This is a genomic window from Buttiauxella sp. B2 (assembly GCF_006376615.1).
Classification (GTDB): domain Bacteria; phylum Pseudomonadota; class Gammaproteobacteria; order Enterobacterales; family Enterobacteriaceae; genus Buttiauxella.
In genome coordinates this window covers 1-4,862 of the sequence record NZ_VEXQ01000052.1, presented here as the reverse complement: position 1 = coordinate 4,862, position 4,862 = coordinate 1, and the positions used below count along the sequence as shown (strand labels likewise).

Annotated in this window: 4 protein-coding genes and 4 tRNA genes; 7 read left to right on the top strand and 1 reads right to left on the bottom strand. The window is 44.7% G+C overall.

Annotated features, from left to right (window positions below):
* The first annotated feature begins 184 nt into the window (after positions 1–184).
* Positions 185–1,213, top strand: coding sequence for a UDP-N-acetylmuramate dehydrogenase (gene murB, locus FH968_RS23180; protein ID WP_139883780.1), 1,029 nt, complete (start codon positions 185–187; stop codon positions 1,211–1,213).
* A complete protein-coding gene (gene birA / locus FH968_RS23175) occupies positions 1,210–2,172 on the top strand; it encodes a bifunctional biotin--[acetyl-CoA-carboxylase] ligase/biotin operon repressor BirA (RefSeq protein WP_139883778.1) in 963 nt (320 codons plus the stop codon). The genes murB and birA overlap by 4 nt, the downstream gene beginning before the upstream one ends.
* A gap of 27 nt (positions 2,173–2,199) precedes the next feature.
* Here the strand turns inward: birA and coaA are convergent, their stop codons facing one another.
* Positions 2,200–3,150, bottom strand: a complete 951-nt coding sequence (gene coaA / locus FH968_RS23170; RefSeq protein WP_223271382.1) for a type I pantothenate kinase — start codon at positions 3,148–3,150, stop codon at positions 2,200–2,202.
* Positions 3,151–4,219: 1,069 nt separating this feature from the next.
* Between coaA and FH968_RS23160 the strand changes: the two genes are divergently transcribed.
* From FH968_RS23160 to FH968_RS23140, 5 genes are all read left to right on the top strand, one after another.
* Positions 4,220–4,295 (top strand) — tRNA-Thr (locus FH968_RS23160).
* 10 nt (positions 4,296–4,305) lie between these two features.
* Positions 4,306–4,390: transfer RNA gene (locus FH968_RS23155), tRNA-Tyr, on the top strand.
* Between the two features lie 117 nt (positions 4,391–4,507).
* A tRNA-Gly gene (locus FH968_RS23150) sits at positions 4,508–4,582 on the top strand.
* Positions 4,583–4,587: 5 nt separating this feature from the next.
* A tRNA-Thr gene (locus FH968_RS23145) sits at positions 4,588–4,663 on the top strand.
* A 111-nt stretch (positions 4,664–4,774) separates the two neighbouring features.
* On the top strand, positions 4,775–4,862 hold an 88-nt coding region (locus FH968_RS23140; RefSeq protein WP_002436303.1), incomplete at its 3' end, for a GTP-binding protein.

Sequence of the window (4,862 nt, the reverse complement as noted above, 5' to 3'; positions counted from 1 at the left end):
GGTCTCCCCATGCGAGAGTAGGGAACTGCCAGGCTCCAAATAAGTGGAAAGCCCTGTACTGACGTACAGGGCTTTTTGCTGTCTGCAATTTATACGATAAACCCCACATATACCCCACTACGGAAGCCAACCCCCCTCTTATAAGGTAAACTAACCGGGTTTAAACTCAGGAAAGATACCCAACATGAGCACCTCTCTTAAACCTTTCAACACATTTGGTATTCAGGCTACTGCTTCGCGTATTGTTATTGCTGAAACAGTACAGCAGCTAAAAGATGCCTGGAGTGAGACTGTAGCCGAAAAGATGCCGGTATTGATTTTGGGTGAGGGAAGTAACGTTCTCTTTCTTGAAGATTATTCTGGTACTGCAATTATCAACCGCATTGCCGGTATACAAGTTACAGAAGAAGATGATGCCTGGCATCTGCATGTTGGCGCAGGTGAAAACTGGCACCAACTGGTTGAATATACCTTACAACACGGCATGCCAGGACTTGAAAACTTGGCTTTGATTCCCGGTTGTGCGGGGTCTTCACCTATTCAGAATATTGGTGCATACGGCGTTGAGTTAAAAAACATCTGTCATTATGTCGATTGTGTCGACTTAATTAGCGGTGAAATGCATCGTCTCGATAATTCACAGTGCCAGTTTGGTTATCGTGACAGTATTTTTAAACATGAATATCAGAATCACTATGCGATTATTGCCATAGGATTGCGTTTACCAAAATTATGGCAACCAGTGCTAACTTATGGTGATTTAGCTCGTCTTGACGCCACGAATGTCACTCCACAGGAAGTTTTCGATGCTGTTTGCCTCATGCGGACGACCAAACTTCCGGATCCACGTATTAACGGTAACGCTGGTAGCTTTTTTAAGAATCCCGTTATTACAGCCAGACAAGCAGCCGAGTTACTTTCATCTTTCGCTGCTATTCCACACTATCCTCAACCTGATGGTTCGGTGAAGCTTGCTGCGGGTTGGTTAATTGATCAGTGCAAATTGAAAGGTCATAAGCTTGGTGGTGCCGCAGTTCATAAACAGCAAGCATTGGTATTGATCAATGAAGATGGTGCGTCCAGCCAAAATGTTGTGGATCTAGCCCATTATGTTCGCCAGTGTGTTGGGGAAAAATTTAATGTGTGGCTGGAACCAGAGGTTCGTTTCATTGGAACACATGGTGAGGTTAGCGCTGTGGAGACTATTGCATGAAAGACAACAAAATACCTCTAACACTGATTAGTATCTTAGCCGATGGCGAGTTTCACTCTGGCGAGCACCTGGGCGAGAAGCTCGGTATGAGCCGTGCGGCCATAAATAAACATATTCAAACCCTAAGAGATTGGGGAGTGGATGTTTTTACGGTGCCAGGAAAAGGCTATAGTCTTCCAGACCCTATTCAGTTATTGGATGAAGAACTGATAAAATCTCAAATTGAGACGGGTTCAGTCGCGGTGCTACCGGTTATTGATTCTACTAATCAGTATTTGCTCGATAGGCTTGAAACACTTCAGTCTGGAGATGCCTGTATTGCTGAATATCAGCAGGCTGGTCGTGGCCGCCGAGGGCGCCAGTGGTTTTCACCTTTCGGTGCCAATCTTTATCTTTCTATGTACTGGCGGCTTGAACAAGGTCCCGCGGCTACGGTTGGTTTGAGCCTTGTCATCGGGATTGTGATGGCTGAAGTGCTGCAAGAGTTGGGTGCTGAAAGTGTCAGAGTTAAGTGGCCAAATGATCTGTACCTCAACGATCGCAAGCTCGCGGGTATTCTGGTTGAACTAACCGGAAAAACAGGTGATGCTGCACAAATTGTTATTGGTGCAGGTATCAACCTCGCTATGCGTAATGTTGCGACTGATGTCATTAATCAAAGCTGGATTAACCTTCAAGAAGCAGGAATTAATATAGACCGTAATGCATTAGCTATCAGAATAATAAAAGAGTTACGCAAGGCATTATATATATTTGAAGATGAAGGCTTAACTCCTTTTCTCCCTCGCTGGAAATTGCTAGATAATTTCATTAACCGTCAGGTGAAATTAATTATTGGTGATAAAGAGATTCATGGTATTTCAAGAGGAATTAATGAACAAGGTGGTTTGTTGTTAGAACAAGATGGTGTCATAAAGCCTTGGGTAGGTGGCGAAATATCATTACGTGGCATAAGTTAATAAAAATGGGGGATGAAATCCCCATTTTTATTTCCTGAGCCTGACACACCCAACTTCATGATTTGCACTTTTCGTCATAATCAGACTTGCGCGCTCACGCGTAGGGAGGATGTTTTCTTTTAAATTCAGCCAGTTGATCTCTTTCCAAAGCTGTAATGCGACATTAACTGCCTCATCTTCTGACAGTTTTGCATAACTGTGAAAATAAGAGTCTGGGTCGGTAAATGCACCTTCACGAAACTTCAGGAATCGTGTGATATACCAATCTTGCAATAGGTCTTCAGGTGCATCGACATAAATAGAAAAATCGACAAAATCTGATACAAATACATGATGTGGATCGTGTGGGTAATCCATACCGCTTTGCAAAACATTTAATCCTTCGAGAATTAAAATGTCGGGTTGAGCAACCGTTTTATCGCCATCAGGTATCACATCATAAATAAGGTGAGAATAAACCGGAGCGGTCACATTCGGCGCCCCTGATTTAATATCAGAAACGAACTTCACAAGACGATGCATATCGTAGGATTGCGGGAATCCCTTCTTCTTCATCAGATTGCGTTCTTTCAACACTTTATTCGGATGCAGAAAACCATCCGTAGTAATCAACTCCACGCGACGGTGTTCAGGCCAGCGACTGAGCAAGGCTTGCAGCACGCGAGCTGTGGTACTTTTACCTACCGCGACGCTGCCAGCGATACTAATGACGTAGGGAATACGCTGACCATTAGTGCCTAGAAATTGCTCTAACACAGCCTGACGGCGTAAGTTTGAACTGATATAAAAATTCAATAGACGTGAAAGTGGCAAATAAATTTCAGCCACTTCCTCTAAAGAAAGATCCTCATTGATACCTTTCAACCTAGCGATTTCACCTTCGGTCAGTGTCATCGGGACCGAGTCGCGCAAGGCTGCCCATTGGCTTCGGTTGAACTGCATATAAGGAGTCGTCAACATTTGCTCTTTATTACTCATAAGCATGCTTCTGCCTGTAATTCAGGACAAAAATGAACGTAGTACGCAGACTGAGAAAAGGATACTCATCTCAGGTAATCAAAGGCGTGCAACGTATATTACTTTTCACAATGCGCAGGAGGGTAACATCAGATGGGGGAGAATAATAAGAAAAAAACAAAGTGGTGATGCTTTCAGAGGAAAGCATCACGTTGTTCCAGCGCTCTAACACGCTATGCGCTGGATAAATTGATTAACAGCAAATAAGCGTTTGTAGTAAATGACGGCGGGATGATAAAAACCATCTGAGGAACGGATATAGTCAGGTAACCCACCCAGATATCGATAGCTTTGAGCACGATAGAATGCTTCGGCGGGTGTGGCACAACAAATCTCGGTGATACGCAATGGCTGCTTTTTCTATAGCTGCGGTAAGCTGTTTATCTATGCCATGTCTGTGTGCGTGTCGATTAATGAGTAACGATTTAAAGATGGCACGATTTAATCCATCTGATTCACTACAGAGTTCAAGTTGTACGGAGCCCAATAGACCGCGTTTTTCGCGAGCAAACCACATTAGTACACCCCCTAATCAAGTGCTCCACGCAAGTGGTAAAATGCATTGTCGGCATCTTCACGTGAAGTTCCTGGCTGATAGCCCACGGAAGTACCGCTCTCAATTGAATCCAACATCGATTCTCCAGGTCCTCAATAGTACGCAGGCAATGTGGCGGCATTTAAAAGAACAATTTTCATAACACTCCCCCTCTGTCTGGATATCCCTCTAGAAAGCGAGAAGCGATCCAAACCCTTAGAAGTAGATGTAAACGCCATTTCAAAGCAAGTGACGCTGATTTGTGAAGCGAGAAGCATTAGAAGAGGGCGGTTTACACGTGATAGGTGCACAAGATGAGTACATAAGGGGGCGGATGCTAATTGTTCCCGAATTAGACGTACCAGAATTACGCTGAAATGCTGATTAATCCGCCAGTTTTACGAGCTATCGCGCAAAATATAAGCGGTAGTGCATTTTCTTTAATTTTTTTGTTGCATCGCGGAGCCGGTGTTCCTAGAATGCGCGCTACTTGATGCCGACTTAGCTCAGTAGGTAGAGCAACTGACTTGTAATCAGTAGGTCACCAGTTCGATTCCGGTAGTCGGCACCATCAAGTGCTTGGTGGGGTTCCCGAGCGGCCAAAGGGAGCAGACTGTAAATCTGCCGTCATCGACTTCGAAGGTTCGAATCCTTCCCCCACCACCATTTTAAGGCGACGTTATGCGTAGCCAGAGGCGACGAGATCCAACTAGTCGACTCGAATACTGAGGAGCCTTTCCTCAGGGTAATACAGAATTCAAGCAGGTAGCCGAGTTCCAGGATGCGGGCATCGTATAATGGCTATTACCTCAGCCTTCCAAGCTGATGATGTGGGTTCGATTCCCACTGCCCGCTCCAGATGTGCTGATATAGCTCAGTTGGTAGAGCGCACCCTTGGTAAGGGTGAGGTCGGCAGTTCGAATCTGCCTATCAGCACCACCTCCTTTATCCTTCCTGTTTTTCTTCTGTTAAAGCATTCAACAAATTCAGGCTTTAGCCTGGTTGATGTGGTGATATCACCGATTTATCCGTGTCTTAGAGGGACAATCGATGTCTAAAGAAAAATTTGAACGTACAAAACCGCACGTCAACGTCGGTACTATCGGCCACGTTGACCATGGTAAAACAACTCTGACTG